We start from the raw sequence: 13,530 nt of genomic DNA, 5'->3' as shown, positions 1-13,530 counted from the left end.
GCAAACCACACCGGTTTCGCAACCCCTGAAGACCAGCCATCGGCCAAATTGTCATCCGCGCGCCGCCATTCATCGGTCTGCCCGCCGTCGCAAACACCACCCCGGAGCTGAGCCAGCAACACAATCCCCATAGCGCAAAACGAACCCGCGGGTTCGTTCAATCCCCGCGATTCAGGTTTTCGGCGGGGCGCTTTAGCGAACGATCGGTAGGCGAAGTGCTACAGGCAGCGCGTGAAGAAGCACGACAAAAGGGCTTGCTGTGTGAGGAAAATTAAACTCACGCTCGACGCCGAACGCGACTTGATCGACATCTACCTTTTTGGCATCGAACACTTCGGCCACGCCCAAGCGGAGCGATATGCGGAAACGATCAATGCGAAGATAACAGCTGCTGCCGACAACCCAAGCATTGGCGCTGACTACAACTTCGTCAGGAACGGCTTGCGGAGCTATGAATGTGTGTCGCACGCAATTTACTACAAGCCAACGGTTATCAGGAATTCTTGTGCTGCACATTTTGCATGGTCGAATGGACCCAGGACAACATTTGACCTGATACTGGCCATCCATAGCCAATTTTAACGCTGCTCTTCACATTTGCTACTTTTTGTGCTATTTTGCAAAAATTGTAGCAAATAATTCATAACGCGTGCATTATTGCACGCAAGTTTAAACACAGAGGTAACACATGAACAAGCAGCCTGCGAAGGTGCTTGAGCCGGCCGAATTGCGCCGGGTCCTCATGCATGTCCAAAACATAAGACATCCAATCAGAAACCGCACCATGGTGCTTCTAAGCTTTAAGGCGGGCCTGCGGGCCTGTGAAATCGCGGGACTGAGTTGGCCCATGATTTTGACGAGTGCTAGTAAGCTTGGCCCGACCGTGAACGTATCATGCCACATTGCCAAACAGGGACGCGCCCGCAGGATTCCAATGCACCCAGACTTAGCGGCAACGCTGGCAATACTGCATGCAGAAGCTGGGTTCATAACAGAGGGGCCGGTCATCTGTTCAGAGCGGCAATGCCACATGACGGCGCGGAGCGTCGTAAACTGGTTTCGCGACACCTATGCCCAGATCGGGCTGGATGGCTGTTTGTCACACTCTCGACGCCGTACGTTCATAACGAGATCGGCGCGCTTGCTGGCCAAGACAGGTGGCTCACTGCGCGACATACAAGAGCTGGCCGGACATCAGGCCCTCACCAGGACAGAGCGTTACATCGCGGGAACCGTGACGCACAACGCAAGCTCATTACCCTCGCCTGAGCTTTCCCGACCAACCACCACCCTCAACATATTGAACAGGAGAACGCGCCATGAACGGTAGCGATGCAAATAGCTTTGGCTATAGAAGAGAACAAAAAATGAACAAAAAAGATCGCACTCAGCGCATCAGAGAACTGAATGACCAGTTTCGACGCACGGGGCGAGATGGACAACAGTTGATCACGCCAGAAACTTACCGACTGTGCAAAGCTTGGCCAACGCCGATAATCCGACAAGCTCTCCCTGAAGTTCCTACTGGCCGTCGCGGAATATCAGAGGAGGTTCCCACGCGAAGTAAAAGGCATCGACACTTAGCCGCTTCACCAAGTGTGGACAGGATCCGCTGCGGTCGATCAATCGTATTGCTGACCCTTTACCAAACGACACTGGTTCATTTCGTTCGCGAAACGCAGAGGACCTATCGATCTGTTGGTTCGTCTCATTTGACTGGGGCAATTGCCTGATGGTCTAGACCAAGTGCAGGTGGTCGCTGGGCGCAACGATGGGGAGGGGCGCCGTTATTCTGTTCTTGAGGAGACAGACTCGGCGGTCACGTGCGGTGCTTTCGACCTCTGCCATGAAATTTGCAAAGGGCATTCTTGTAGTCGTAACGTGATCAACAGGTCTCTGTGGTTTGACGGGCCGCATCAGGCCCTTCCTGTCGCATCGTTGCATCAGCTCGGTGACAAGCAGAGTTGGCACAACAGCGGGTGATTTACCGATTTTCATAATGTGTGCGAGGCCAAAGGTGGAGTGGATTTGGCCCCAGAAGTCCTGAGACATATCAAGTGCCACAAAAAGGTGGTCTGGAAAAAGAGGGCGCGTGGATGCCAACGTCGCACCGTAGTACTGGTGTGGCTCTTCCTCGAGCGGCAGAAAGGTTTCGAAGTTTTTTATCTGCAGATTTCTCTGGGCGATCTGAACGCTGTTTGACTTGGCCTGTGCCAAAAACCATCGAGATTGTCCCATTTTTGATGAGCCTCTAACCACTATGCTACCCCACACCTTATGTGGGGCCTTTTCCGCCTATGCGCCAATATGCATGGGGGTTGCATTGCGTATCTTTGGATGAGCGCGCAGTACAGATGAGATGGTAGTTGCTAAGTGGTCCGCCAAAAAAGTACGGAACTATTGATAAAGCATCCTGCCCATCGGCGCTTTATCAACAAAAGGTGTCGCGCGAGTGAAGCTGAGTAAAATCAGACCGTAGAGGGTTGATCGTCCTTTGGGCATGCAAGAGCACTGCGCCGTTGATCTGATTTCTTGTGCGTTGTCAGGTGTCTGTAAAATAAGCTCTCCGAGCGACGCGTGACTTGATAGCACTGCAATCGCTGATTACCATGGTGTTACATTGGGAGGACGCCATGGCCAGCATCACAATCAGGAATCTGGACGCTTCGATCAAGCGCCGCTTGCGCATCCGTGCGGCCGAACTTGGGCGATCCATGGAAGAAGAGGCGCGTCATATCCTGCGCCAGGCCGTGGGGGAGGGGAAGCCCGCGCACAATCTGGCTGCGGCGATCCGCGCGCGCGTTGCCCCAATGGGCCGTGCCGATCTGGACCTGCCACGGCGTGAGCCGATGCGAGAGCCACGTGCTTTTGATCCCCCCTCGAAATGATCATCGTTGATACCAATGTTATTTCCGAACTGTTGTGCCTGACCCCTGAACCGGCAGTCGAGGCATGGTTGGGCGCGCGGGACGGGCTCAGCATCTATCTGACAGCGATCTCCGAGGCAGAGTTGCGCTGTGGCGTGGCCATCATGACCAATGGCAAGCGCCGGGATGGGCTGGCGCATGCGATTGACCGCATCCTACGCGATGATATGGCCGGACGCATCCTGCCTTTCGACAGTGCTGCCGCCCGTGCCTACGCAGATATCGCAGCCAGCCGTCGCAGCGCTGGCAAGCCGATTTCGCAGGCTGATTGCTATATCGCGGCCTTTGCGCGGGCCCATGGCGCGCGAATTTTCATGCGCAACACGCCTGATCTCAAAGGCTGCGAGATCGACCTGATCAACCCTTGGACTACCTCATGAACGCCGTTGAAATCGAACAAGCCGTTACCGAACTCGCCGAGCAGCCCTATGACGCGGCAGAGTTCCCCTATGCCTTCCTCATGGCCTTCGGCAACAAGGAGACGACGATCAAGCGGCTGCGCACCGGCGCGTCCAACAAGTCCGACTTTGATGGCCCTTGGGGCGGCGTCCTGCAGACCAACAACATCCATCTGGCGACTTGCGCCCCGGGCGATATCGCCGCGACCCTGCACGCCTTACGCAACAGCCCCGCCACGACCCGCGCCAAGGCGAAGTTCATCCTTGCCACCGATGGTATCGACCTTGAGGCTGAGGACATCAACACCGGCGAGACCATCGCCTGCCGTTACGTCGATTTCCCCGACCATTTCGGTTTCTTCCTGCCGCTCGCCGGCATCTCCACGGTCAAGCAGATCCGCGAGAGCGCATTTGATATTCGTGCGACCAGCCGCCTCAACCGGCTCTATGTCGAGCTGATCAAGGACAACCCCGACTGGGGCAGCGCCGAGAAGCGGCATGACATGAACCACTTCATGGCGCGGCTGATCTTCTGCTTCTTCGCCGAAGACACCGACATTTTCGTCAGCGACAACCTGTTCACCGCCACCATCGACCAGATGGCCAACCGCGACGGGTCGAACACGCATGAAATCATCGGCGAGATTTTCCGTGCGATGAACACCGCCATCCCGAAACGGGCCGAGGCGAAGCTGCCCCGTTGGGCCGATGCCTTTCCCTACGTGAACGGCGGACTCTTCTCGGGCAGCACCGATGTGCCGCGCTTTTCCAAGATCGCGCAGCGCTACCTGTCCCATATCGGCAGCCTCGACTGGACGCAGATCAACCCAGACATCTTCGGGTCGATGATCCAGGCCGTCGCGGATGAAGAGGAACGCTCGGTCCTCGGGATGCACTACACCTCCGTGCCGAACATCCTGAAGGTGCTGAACCCGCTCTTCCTTGATGATCTGCGGGCAGAGCTGGAGGCGGCGGGCGACAACGCGCGCAAGCTGGCCAATCTGCGCGCGCGCATGGCCAAGATCCGCGTGTTCGATCCCGCCTGCGGGTCCGGCAACTTTTTGGTCATCGCCTACAAGGAAATGCGCGCGCTGGAATATGAGATCAACAAACGCCGGGGTGAGCCGCTGCGCCGCACCGACATTCCCCTGACCAACTATCGCGGGATCGAGCTGCGGGATTTTTCGGCAGAAATCGCGCGTCTGGCGCTGATCATCGCGGAATACCAGTGCGACGTGACCTACCGCGGCCAGAAAGAGGCGCTGGCCGAATTCCTGCCGCTGGACGCGCAGAACTGGATCACCTGCGGCAACGCGCTGCGGCTGGACTGGCTGTCGGTCTGCCCGCCCACGGGGACGGGGGTGAAGTTTCAGGCCGATGATCTGTTCATGTCACCACTGGATCAGGCGCAGATCGATTTCGCGAATGAGGGCGGCGAGACCTATATCTGCGGGAACCCGCCGTATCTCGGAGGCAAAGGTCAGACACCCGAACAAAAAGCTGAACTGACTTCTGTATTTGATACCAAAGGGAAGATCGGTGAGTTGGACTATGTTTCGGGCTGGATAATTAAAGCAGTGAAATTTATTAATATCCAGCCGTGCAAAGCAGCCTTTGTTACAACCAACTCGTTAAATCAAGGAGCACAAGTTCACCATGTATGGATGCCGCCTGTGCAAGTGGTTTTTTTGAACGTATGAGCGTGTGATCGGGTGCGGTCATGTATCAGGCCTCTGTATGCGGCGCTTTTCATGGCCGCGGGCCGGTATGGTGATGCGCGAACCTGGTCCAAATCAACTTTCAAAGCTATTTCGCTTGTTGGTGACGAATGGTTTTCCCGGTCCGGATCTGTCCGATCAATCTCCCATAGTTCGTTGACCTCCTCACACGTCTCTCACCTTGACCGCCAATTCGCGTTTCGCATTAAGCCGCCTCGGGATTCCGATATCCTTCATTGCGCGTCAACATTGCCCAGACTGCCCGCGCCATTCTGTTGGCAAGCGTGACCGCGGCCACAAGTTTGGGTTTGCGCCCAAGCAGGCGTTCCAGCCAGGCCCCCTTTTTTATCCCAAAACGTGTTGCCGCAGTTATCACCGACATGGCTCCTCGGATGAGTTGGCTCCGGATGTCCGCCTGTCCCATTTTTGAGACCCTGCCGAGACGGCTCTTGCCACCGGTAGAATGTTGCTTGGGCACCAAGCCCAACCAAGCCGAAAAGTCCCGCCCTCGTTTGAAGCACGTCATGTCAGGCGCAAACGCTTCGATCGCCATCGCGGTTTGCACCCCGATACCAGGCATGGTCTGCAACCGCTTTGCGGTCTCAGAGACTTTTGCCGCTGCCTTCATCGCCTCGGTCGCATCAGATATCTTTGCTGTCAGCTGCTCGATATGATCAACGTATACGCGGGCAATATCTCTGACCTTTTCCGAAATGAGGGCCGTATCGTCTTCGATCATAGCCATCAGTTTCTTGATCCCTGTTTTACTTTTTGGGGCAATGTGCCCGTGCTCCGAGAGGTGCGACCGAAGAGCATTAACCGTCTGGGTGCGTTGTCCGATGAACATTTGACGGGTGCGATAGGCCATAGCGCTGACCTGCTACTCCTCCGACTTGACCTCGACAAATCTCATGTTCCTGCGTGAAACCGCTTCCGTGATTGCTTCCGCATCTGCCGTGTCGTTCTTCTGACGTTTGACATACGGTTTTACGTATTGCGGGGGAATAAGTCGCGTACCATGGCCCAACTTGCCGATCTCTCGTGCCCAGTCATGCGCCGTTGCGCAGGCCTCCATTGCAACTAGGCAGTTCGGTTGTTCAGACAGGAAGGGCAAAACCTGACCCCTGGACAGCTTTTTGCGGAAAACCACTGTCCCGTCGTTAAGTGTCCCGTGCAGATGGAAAACGTTCTTTGCAAGATCAATGCCGATAATGGTAGCGTGTGTCATGTGGATGCCTCCAGTTTCTATGCTTCCGTGGCGTCTTTCGACGACACTTGGCACATTGTGATGCCTTCAGGTGGCGGCATCCACACCATCAACTTTGGCCCATTGTTTTCTCAAAAGGTATCGAGATAAATTTTGCACATAAGAACATAAGATGGAGCAATAATGCGGCGAATAACGCAGCAGTGATTTGTTCGATTCTTGGTCTTCAGCAACGGTCGCGCCTTCCAAAAACTCTTTTCGAAGAAGGTTTGGCTCAGCGTGTGGAAAGTATTGGGCCGTACCTGATACCAAATACTGAGCAAGTGGTAATGCAGTCTCTCACCTCGATTTCAGGGCTGACACCAATGCTGACAGGCAATAGCCCATATGACGGCGGGAACCTACTCATTGATAAAATTGAGCGTGATAAGCTCATCAATGCTTATCCAGAAGCGAATAGGTTTATAAAAAAGTTATATGGCTCAAGGGATTATATCAGTGGAGAGCAACGATACTGCATCTGGGTTTCGGACAGTGATGCAGAAGACGCCGCGAGAATACCAGAACTTAAAGAAAGATTTGATGCAGTCGCCGCTGCGCGACAGAGCGGCGGTCAAGTTGCGAAAACTCTCTCGAAACACCCACACAAGTTCCGATACACTCACACAGCGGAGAATAGTGTGATTATCGTTCCGCGTGTATCGTCGGAAAACAGGCGGTACATCCCAGTTGGGCTACTACCGTTTGATACTATTGTGTCAGATTCAGCGCAGGCGATATATGATGCGCCTCTTTGGAACTTGGCAATACTTCTAAGTCAAATACATATGGCGTGGGTTAAGGTTTTGGCTGGCCGACTTAAGACGGATATAAGGTATTCGTCTGCCATTTGCTACAACACCTTCCCCGTCCCCAAACTGACCGAAAAGAACCGCGCCGATCTGACAGCGGCAGCGGAAGGCATCCTTCTGGCCCGCGAGGCCCATTTTCCCGCCACCATCGCCGATCTCTACGACCCTGAAAAAATGCCCGCCAACCTCCGCGCGGCGCATGACCACAACGACGAGGTGCTGGAACGCATCTACATCGGCCGCCGCTTCCGCAACGACACCGAACGGCTGGAAAAGCTGTTCGAGATGTACACGAAGATGACGACGAAGGTGAGCGCCTAAGCTTTGCCATAGCCCGAATGTGTGCTATGAATGCGCATGATCCACCCACAGGAGGGACACATGGCCAAACGCGCTACCAACCTGACCATTGACCCGGTGCTTCTGGATGAAGCCCGCGCGTTGAATATCAACCTGTCCGCCACCTTCGAGGCCAGCCTGCGCGACGCGGTGCGTGCGCGCAAGGCGGCCGCTTGGCTGGAAGAAAACCGCGCGGCGATCCAAAGCTCGAACGAGTGGGTGGAAAAGCACGGCCTGCCGCTTGAAAAATACAGGCAGTTCTGATGGCGCAATACGACCTGTTCGCCGACCCTGGGGGCAATGGCTATCTTCTCGATGTGCAGAACGACCTGCTGGAAGGGCTCAACGTGCGCGCGGTGGTGCCGCTTTTGCCGCAAGACAGAGCCCCCATCGCCGCCAGCCGCCTGAACCCGATGTTCCAGATCGACGGTGCGCCATACCTGATGATGACGCAATACATCGCCGCCGTCCCGATCGGCATTCTGAAGGCCCCTTTGGGGGATTTGTCTGACAGGTTCGACGCGATCACCAGCGCGCTCGACATGTTGTTTCACGGGTTTTGATCATGGCTCAGGTTCCCTCCGTCTCCGTCAAATACGCCGCCAATGGCAGCTCGACCAAGTCGAACGAGTTGGGCATGCGCGCGATGCAGGAACGTGCCTATGAAAAGCGGGGCGAGCAATACCTGCTGATCAAGTCGCCCCCGGCGTCAGGCAAAAGCCGCGCGCTGATGTTCATTGCCCTCGACAAGCTGGATAATCAGGGCCTGCGTCAGGCCATCGTCGTGGTGCCGGAAAAATCCATCGGGTCCAGCTTCAACGACGAGCCGCTGAGCAAGTATGGCTTCTGGGCGGACTGGACCGTCCAGCCGCAATGGAACCTGTGCAACGCCCCCGGTGGGGATGACGGCAAGGTCGGGGCCGTGGGCAGGTTTTTGGCGAGCGACGAAAAGGTGCTGGTCTGCACTCATGCCACGTTCCGTTTTGCCGTGGACAAGTTCGGCATCGAGGCGTTTGATGATCGCCTGATCGCGGTGGATGAGTTCCACCACGTCTCGGCCAACCCCGACAACAAGCTGGGCACGCATCTGGGCGCGCTTGTCGCGCGCGACAAGGTGCATCTGGTCGCCATGACCGGATCGTATTTCCGTGGTGATGCCGAAGCTGTTCTGTCACCCGAGGATGAGGCAAAGTTCGATACGGTCACCTACACCTATTACGAGCAGCTGAACGGCTATAAATACCTCAAGACGCTCGACATCGGGTATTTCTTCTATTCTGGCTCCTATGCCGACGACATCCTCAAGGTACTGGACCCATCCGAGAAAACGATCCTGCACATCCCGAACGTGAATTCGCGGGAAAGCACGAAGGACAAGCACCGCGAGGTTGAGCATATTATCGATGCGCTTGGCGATTGGCAGGGCAGCGACCCCGCTACCGGGTTTCAGTTGCTCAAGACGCCCGAGGGGCGCGTGCTACGCATAGCCGATCTGGTGGATGATGAACCGGCCAAGCGCGACAAGGTTTCCGCCGCGCTGAAAGACTCCACGCAGAAGAACAACCGCGACCATGTCGACATCATCATCGCTCTGGGGATGGCGAAGGAAGGGTTCGACTGGATCTGGTGCGAACACGCCCTGACGGTCGGCTATCGCGCCAGCCTGACCGAGATCGTGCAGATCATCGGGCGCGCCACCCGCGATGCCGAGGGCAAAACGCGCGCGCGCTTCACCAACCTGATTGCCGAGCCCGACGCGGCTGCTGAAGCGGTGACCGAGGCTGTGAACGATACACTGAAGGCCATCGCCGCGAGCCTGCTGATGGAACAGGTCCTGGCCCCGCGTTTTAACTTCACGCCCAAGACTGTGAAAAGTGGCCCTGTCGCAGGGTTCGATTACGGTGAGGGCGGCTATGATCCGAACAAGGAGAACGTCGGCTTCAACGAGGCCAGCGGTCAGTTCCAGATCGAGATCAAGGGCCTGGTCGAACCCAAGAGCAAAGAGGCCAAGCGCATTTGTCAGGAAGACCTGAACGAAGTGATTACCGCTTTTGTGCAGGACAAGACCACGATCGAGCGTGGGCTGTTTGATGAAGAACTGGTCCCCGAAGAGCTGACCCAAGTGCGCATGGGCAAGATTGTCGGTGCCAGGTTCCCGGAACTGGATACGGAAGATCAGGAGGCCGTGCGCCAGCATGCAGTAGCCGCGCTTAACCTGACGCAAAAGGCCAAGCAAATCGCGCTGACAAGCGGTGATGACGGTGAAGTGTCCGCCAATACAGCGCTGATCGATGGGGTGCGCAAATTCGCCATGGATGTGCGCGAGCTTGATATCGATCTGATCGACCGGATCAACCCGTTCGGGGAAGCCTATGCGATCCTGGCCAAAACCATGAGTGAGGAAAGCCTCAGGCAAGTTGCAGCGGTGATTTCGGCGAAGAAAGTGCAGCTCACCCCGGAAGAGGCGCGTGCGCTGGCCAAACGTGCCGCCGCTTTCAAGCAGGAACGAGGGCGCCTGCCGTCGATTACATCGGTTGACCCGTGGGAGAAGAAAATGGCTGAAGGCGTGGCCTATCTTGTGCGCATGAAGCAGGAGGCCGCCAATGGCTAACGGCTTCACAGATGAAGATGACGCATTGCTGGCCGAGCTGGGCGTCGAGGTCGACACCAAGAAGCACGTCTCCCGCACCCCGCGTGAAGAGCGGATCATCGCGGGTTTTGAAGAGATCCAGCGTTTTGTCGAGGCGCACGGTCGCCGCCCACAGCATGGCGGGGAAAAGGATATCTTCGAGCGCCTGTATGCAGTGCGTCTCGATCGGATCAGCGAGTCACAGGAATGCCGTGATCTGATTGAGCCCATAGATCATCAGGGACTGCTGAGTGGCGCATCACTTGCGCTGCCAGGTAACACGGAAGAACTTGACGACAACGCGCTCCTTGACGCGCTAGGGATCGAGGTTGAAACGCCTGCGATCACAGAACTGAAGCATGTCCGGTCAACGGCAGAAAAGAAGGCTGCGGAAGAGATCGCGGCCCGCAACCGCTGCGAGGATTTCGCGCGTTTCAAGCCGCTGTTCGAGCAGGTGCAAAAGGAACTCGACAGCGGTTTGCGCGAGGCACGGAAATTCGAGCTGAAATCGGAAATCGAACCTGGCCGCTTTTTCATCGTAGGTGGCCAGAAAGCCTATGTCGCCGAAATGGGGGAAATGACACTCACGGATCAAGGACGCACAGATGCGCGACTCCGGGTGATCTTCGACAATGGGACCGAAAGCAATATGCTGATGCGGTCACTGCAGCGGGCCCTGAACGCAGATGGCGATGCCGGGCGGCGCATATCTGAGCCGCATGCAGGGCCGCTCTTCTCAGACCGGACGATGGACGGCGATGAGGCCAGCGGAACCATCTATGTCCTGCGCAGCAAATCCGATCACCCGCTGGTGGCCGAGAACCGCGACCTGGTTCACAAGATCGGTGTGACCAATATGAGCGTGGAAAAGCGCATTGCTGGGGCGCAGTTGCAGCCGACATTCCTGATGGCCAATGTCGAAATCGTCGCGACCTATGAACTCTACAACATAAACCGCACCCGCCTCGAAAACTTGATCCATCGCATTTTTGAGCCAGCGCGGCTTGATATCGAGATCATGGACCGCTTCGGGCGGCCTGTAACCCCGAAAGAATGGTTTCTGGTGCCGCTCTTCGCGATCAATGACGCTGTCAAAAAGATCAAGGACGGCACGATTGCCAGTTTTGCCTATGATCCGGCTCAGGCGAAATTCATCCGCCGATCAGGGGGAGCATAGTTGGCTTTTCGTTTCTGGCGGCGCGTCCGCCTTGCTCCCGGTGTGACGCTGAACCTGTCGAAATCGATGGGATCGCTTTCGTTCGGCCCACCTGGTGTGAAATATACCATCAGCCCGCGTGGGAATCGGGCGACTGCCGGACTTACGGGGACTGGGCTGTTCTACACGATTCATGACCGCAAGCGTGCTGGACGGAGTAGTGCTGCGCCTGGTTCTGAAGTGGCGGAGCGCGATCGTTTGAAGCTTGGCTTTTTTCAGCGACTGATCACCCCGGCTGATGAACGCCATTTTGTTGATGGCATTCGGGCGCTGAATGAGGGCGATCAAGATGGCGCCTTGGATGCGTTGGAAGAGTCTCAGGATCTGCCTGATGCGTCTTGGATGGCCGGAATGATCCGTCTGCGGCGGGAAGAATTCGACCGCGCCAGAGCACATTTTGAAGTTGCGCTGGCAGGTCGAAACGCACTTGGTGCGCTCTTTGCCAAATATGGTATTGCAGCTCAGGTCAGCTTGCCGATCACCCCTGACGTATTCGCCCATGTGTTTCCGCGTGAGCGTGGCACGCAGTTGGCACTGGTGGAAATTGCCCAGCTTGAAGGCCGACATGGCGACGCAATGGCGCATCTCGAGAGGTTAATGGAGATCGACCCGACGGATCCGATCATTCTGCTTTCGTTTGCCGAGCTTGCGCTTGATACGCCGGATGATCTTGCAATGATGGAACGTATCGTGCGTGATACGGTGAGCGTGCAAAACGAAACGCCGGTTGACACGACGATCCTGCTCTATCGCGGGAAGGCGCTGGCGGCGATGAACTTACCAGATGCGGCCATCGATGTGCTGACGCTGGCAAACCGCCGTCGCAAAGACCGCCCGGAAGCGCTGATGCACCAGATCCGTTACGACCGCGCAGTCCTCTATGAACAGCTCGGCCATAAAGCCCAGGCACGGCGTGAATTCGGACGTCTGTTTGCCGCTGATCCAGACTTTGAGGATGTGGCCGAGAGGCTGAAGATATAACCATTGATCATTCATCTATGATTTAGCTGACGAATGATCTTGATAGAGTTTCAGCGAAAGAGTGCAATTGGGTAACATGTCGTCAGTAAAGGCGCGTGACACCAACGCGCCTTTTTTGATGGCCGCGCTTTCGATTTTATTCCCGTGTTGCAGTCAGGGGCCGCATGTCCTTGCCTGTTCCCGTAACACCGCATAATCCGCCAGCCACTCAACGATCAGCGCCCCTTCAGGCAATGCAGCGAGTTCTTCCGCAACCCGCGTCTGTTCCGCCCGACTGTATTCCACCACCGGCAGACAGGCGCTGTAAGGCGTATCAGAACCCGCCTTTTCGCAGGCGGTCAAGAAGGTCATCACCGCTGCGAGGGCGATCTGCGGCCGCGTCCAGCATTTTGTGCTGTGCATGATGGGTGTGCTCCAGATTGGTCAGGCGCTCTGCTGCACGCCCGGCGCGTTCGCCCGGGCGGTGGAGATTGAGGAGAAAGAGGACGGATGCGAGGATTTTGAGGCTTGTCTATTTGGTCTGGAATGCTTCAAAGAGTGGCCAGATATCAAGGAGTGCGTTGATCCCCGCCGGACTGACCGGAACAGGGTCACCCTTCTCGTCTCCCGCACCCGTCCAGTCTTTGATCGCGATGCCGTCGGTGTAGAACTCTTCAGCCTCAATCTCCAGTGTGTCGGGCAGCTCTAGCTGGCTTTGAGCCAACTTACGTGCGGCCATCATCAGAGCGGTGGTCATGGGCGCAGCAGGATTTCGACGCCATGGCCCAGATTAAGCCCTTGTGGGCCCATGGATAGGTTGAGGTGCAGCATATTTATCCTTTGCGAGTAAAATGAAACTATTGATCATTTGCTTTGAGGTGTTTCGGGCATCAGGCTCAGCCTAGCTAAGTCCCGCATTAGCCACTCACTCACGAAACGACCCACTGTAGGCCCCCCATCGCGCATGTTGGGGGGCCTATTTGTCTGGGTGATCCGAAGGTAAAAGATCAAATTGCGGGATTGTGAAACGAACAGGACGCTGTGTGCTGAGCTTTGACCCCGTCAGTAGGTCCCGCGGGCATTGGTGAGCGTATTAGTTTGGTGAAACACTAACGTATTGAAACTGTGTGGAAAACCAGCTGTTTAGAGCGTTTCCATTTTATGTTGATGCATAGCCTGCATTTCTGAGGAAGTTCCAGCATTCGTCTGGTGTGAACAGGTCACAGATATTGCCGATGGCGGCAAAGAGGTCTGTGAAGGTTCTCGCGCCGACCTTTCGCAGATG

13 protein-coding genes and 3 pseudogenes are annotated in these 13,530 nt (G+C 56.2%); 12 read left to right on the top strand and 4 right to left on the bottom strand.

All coding sequences use genetic code 11. The annotated features are described in order from the left end of the window. The first annotated feature begins 261 nt into the window (after window positions 1-261). A complete protein-coding gene (locus VGP75_RS08965) occupies window positions 262-582 on the top strand; it encodes a type II toxin-antitoxin system RelE/ParE family toxin (RefSeq protein ID WP_327543331.1) in 321 nt (106 codons plus the stop codon). Window positions 583-688: 106 nt separating this feature from the next. Then, window positions 689-1,330, top strand: coding sequence for a tyrosine-type recombinase/integrase (locus VGP75_RS20605; RefSeq protein WP_414727793.1), 642 nt, complete (start codon window positions 689-691; stop codon window positions 1,328-1,330). A gap of 407 nt (window positions 1,331-1,737) precedes the next feature. On the opposite strand, the gene VGP75_RS08960 is transcribed toward VGP75_RS20605, so the two are convergent. After that, on the bottom strand, window positions 1,738-2,238 hold the full coding sequence (locus VGP75_RS08960; RefSeq protein WP_327543330.1) for a transcription termination/antitermination NusG family protein: 501 nt from the start codon (window positions 2,236-2,238) through the stop codon (window positions 1,738-1,740). 395 nt (window positions 2,239-2,633) lie between these two features. Here VGP75_RS08960 and VGP75_RS08955 point away from each other — a divergent pair, with 395 nt between their 5' ends. The 3 genes and pseudogenes from VGP75_RS08955 to VGP75_RS08945 form a co-directional block, all read left to right on the top strand. Further along, window positions 2,634-2,888: a FitA-like ribbon-helix-helix domain-containing protein gene (locus tag VGP75_RS08955; protein ID WP_327543329.1), complete on the top strand. Its 255-nt coding sequence runs from the start codon at window positions 2,634-2,636 to the stop codon at window positions 2,886-2,888. Next, window positions 2,885-3,307 (top strand): type II toxin-antitoxin system VapC family toxin, encoded by a 423-nt coding sequence (locus VGP75_RS08950; RefSeq protein ID WP_327543328.1) that lies wholly within the window; start codon window positions 2,885-2,887, stop codon window positions 3,305-3,307. The genes VGP75_RS08955 and VGP75_RS08950 overlap by 4 nt, the downstream gene beginning before the upstream one ends. After that, window positions 3,304-4,989, top strand: a pseudogene (locus VGP75_RS08945) (class I SAM-dependent DNA methyltransferase); the annotation flags it as partial. The gene VGP75_RS08950 and the pseudogene VGP75_RS08945, both read left to right, overlap by 4 nt. A gap of 259 nt (window positions 4,990-5,248) precedes the next feature. On the opposite strand, the pseudogene VGP75_RS08940 reads toward VGP75_RS08945, so the two are convergent. After that, a pseudogene (locus VGP75_RS08940) lies at window positions 5,249-6,271 on the bottom strand (IS110 family RNA-guided transposase). Here VGP75_RS08940 and VGP75_RS20695 point away from each other — a divergent pair. From VGP75_RS20695 to VGP75_RS08910, 7 genes and pseudogenes are all read left to right on the top strand, one after another. Beyond that, window positions 6,265-6,498: pseudogene (locus VGP75_RS20695) on the top strand (DNA methyltransferase); the annotation flags it as partial. The pseudogenes VGP75_RS08940 and VGP75_RS20695 overlap by 7 nt on opposite strands. Window positions 6,499-6,579: 81 nt before the next feature. Next, window positions 6,580-7,422, top strand: coding sequence for a type IIL restriction-modification enzyme MmeI (locus VGP75_RS08935; RefSeq protein ID WP_327543326.1), 843 nt, complete (start codon window positions 6,580-6,582; stop codon window positions 7,420-7,422). Between the two features lie 60 nt (window positions 7,423-7,482). Beyond that, window positions 7,483-7,704, top strand: a complete 222-nt coding sequence (locus tag VGP75_RS08930) for a type II toxin-antitoxin system CcdA family antitoxin (RefSeq protein ID WP_327543325.1) — start codon at window positions 7,483-7,485, stop codon at window positions 7,702-7,704. Continuing rightward, window positions 7,704-8,003, top strand: a complete 300-nt coding sequence (locus VGP75_RS08925) for a CcdB family protein (protein ID WP_327543324.1) — start codon at window positions 7,704-7,706, stop codon at window positions 8,001-8,003. The genes VGP75_RS08930 and VGP75_RS08925 overlap by 1 nt, the downstream gene beginning before the upstream one ends. 2 nt (window positions 8,004-8,005) lie before the next feature. After that, window positions 8,006-10,051: a DEAD/DEAH box helicase gene (locus VGP75_RS08920; RefSeq protein WP_327543323.1), complete on the top strand. Its 2,046-nt coding sequence runs from the start codon at window positions 8,006-8,008 to the stop codon at window positions 10,049-10,051. Beyond that, window positions 10,044-11,246 carry a GIY-YIG nuclease family protein gene (locus tag VGP75_RS08915; protein WP_327543322.1) on the top strand — a complete coding sequence of 401 codons (1,203 nt, stop codon included), beginning with the start codon at window positions 10,044-10,046 and terminating at the stop codon, window positions 11,244-11,246. The genes VGP75_RS08920 and VGP75_RS08915 overlap by 8 nt, the downstream gene beginning before the upstream one ends. Beyond that, window positions 11,247-12,266 carry a DUF4236 domain-containing protein gene (locus VGP75_RS08910; RefSeq protein ID WP_327543321.1) on the top strand — a complete coding sequence of 340 codons (1,020 nt, stop codon included), beginning with the start codon at window positions 11,247-11,249 and terminating at the stop codon, window positions 12,264-12,266. It abuts the gene before it with no gap. Between the two features lie 153 nt (window positions 12,267-12,419). Here VGP75_RS08910 and VGP75_RS08905 read toward each other — a convergent pair whose 3' ends face one another. Next, window positions 12,420-12,668: a hypothetical protein gene (locus tag VGP75_RS08905; protein ID WP_327543320.1), complete on the bottom strand. Its 249-nt coding sequence runs from the start codon at window positions 12,666-12,668 to the stop codon at window positions 12,420-12,422. A 109-nt stretch (window positions 12,669-12,777) separates the two neighbouring features. Then, window positions 12,778-13,002: a hypothetical protein gene (locus VGP75_RS08900; RefSeq protein WP_327543319.1), complete on the bottom strand. Its 225-nt coding sequence runs from the start codon at window positions 13,000-13,002 to the stop codon at window positions 12,778-12,780. Between the last annotated feature and the right edge of the window lie 528 nt (window positions 13,003-13,530).

The sequence above is a fragment of the Yoonia sp. genome, assembly GCF_036007805.1.
GTDB lineage: Bacteria > Pseudomonadota > Alphaproteobacteria > Rhodobacterales > Rhodobacteraceae > Yoonia.
This window is presented reverse-complemented; position numbering and strand designations above follow the sequence as displayed.